The sequence below is a fragment of the Microcystis sp. LE19-10.1B genome (genome assembly GCF_027530565.1).
Classification (GTDB): Bacteria; Cyanobacteriota; Cyanobacteriia; order Cyanobacteriales; family Microcystaceae; genus Microcystis; species Microcystis aeruginosa.
This window is the reverse complement of the sequence record NZ_JAPZQM010000499.1, coordinates 1-1,418: the sequence shown is the minus strand read 5'-3', so window position 1 is coordinate 1,418 and position 1,418 is coordinate 1. Positions and strand designations below refer to the sequence as shown.

Genomic DNA, 1,418 nt, shown 5'->3' with positions numbered 1-1,418 from the left:
CAAAGGGATTGGTTATGTCAGTGGAGATACCGAAAAACAGCTATCTGTAAGCGATACCAATGGTCAACGATTGGGACAGATAGCTGTTAGCAAGATTCAGTTAATTCGTCGTTCTAACGGTTTAATTGTTTCTCGCTAACTCATATAAAGCCGCCCTCCGCTATCGCTAAAGGGCGGGGTTTCAGACCCATTTTTTCGATGAACAGCTTTACTTCTTTGTCCCTGAAATTAGCGGGATTGGTTTTCATTATTTCCTTCCTTTTGGATGGGTTTATCCTGCCGCTGCCCTATCGATTTAATCAATCCCAATGGCAGGTAGGTTTCGTCACCACCTTTGTCGATCGAGGAATTGTTCCTCTTCTGGGTATCGTTCTCGTTTTAATCGCTTACTGGATTGACGCTAACAATAGAGATGTCATTCCTAGAAAATCTCGGTTTGAATTGCGTTGGCCGATCTTTATTCTTTCCACACTGTTAGGCTTAGTTTTTCTGTTGATGATTCCTGTTCATATCAATAATATCAACCAGATTAAAAACAACGCTTTGACTCAAATTGAACAGGGTGTTGACCAAGGAGAGGGACAAATTCAGGCTTTCTTAGCCCAGTTAAATACTCTATCGCAAAATCCCCAACTATTAGAACAGCAGATATCTCAGAGAACTCAAGTGATTGAAACTGGTCGTTTCCAAGGACAACCGATCAACACGGAACAGTTACAGACCCTCCGCCAACAAAGAGAACAATTAACTAATTTACGGGATTTATCCAAAAAACCGAAGGAGTTTAAACAGCGATTAGATGAGATCAAAAATCAGCTACAAACTCAGCTGCAAGATCGACGAAAACAGGCAGAAAGCCAAGCTAACTTAGAGGCTTTGAAACAGTGGTTAAGAATTGGTATTCAAAGTATGTTGCTATCGATTTGCTATAGTTTGATCGGTTGGTTAGGCATTCGAGAACTAGGTAGTATGAAAAAACGCACTGCCTAAGCAGGGGATTTATCTTAATGATGAAGTATAAAGTTTTCGTTTTCGGGAGTCAGAATTCTCCGAGTCAGGAGACGAGCGCACACAAGAGCATACTTCATCCTTAGGATCAAATCTGTAACTATAGTCATTTCAGATAAGTCTGAGACACTCTAGACCGACAAAACCCTTATGAACTCTGGGATTGATATTCTCAATTTTAATTGAAATGACCATACTTAAATATTCAGCCACAGGGCATCATTTGCTGATGCCCTTTTATTGATTAAACCTCTAATACTAAATCCTGTTTAAAAGGTATAGGGGAGCGGGAGAGCGGGGGAGCGGGAATTATGAATTATGAATTAGGAAGTGGCAAGAATAAATAGGGTCTGCTGAAAAAGTTTTTCCTGGGGGTAGGAGTCAGTAGCCGGTCGTCAGGAGCCGGTCGT

General features: G+C 41.1%; 1 protein-coding gene and 1 pseudogene. Both read left to right on the top strand.

Translation table 11 applies throughout. From position 1 onward, the window contains the following. Positions 1–139, top strand: a pseudogene (locus O9332_RS28460) (RRXRR domain-containing protein); the annotation flags it as partial. 59 nt (positions 140–198) lie between these two features. Then, positions 199–990 carry an HpsJ family protein gene (locus O9332_RS17965; RefSeq protein WP_002760965.1) on the top strand — a complete coding sequence of 264 codons (792 nt, stop codon included), beginning with the start codon at positions 199–201 and terminating at the stop codon, positions 988–990. The last annotated feature ends 428 nt before the right edge of the window (positions 991–1,418 follow it).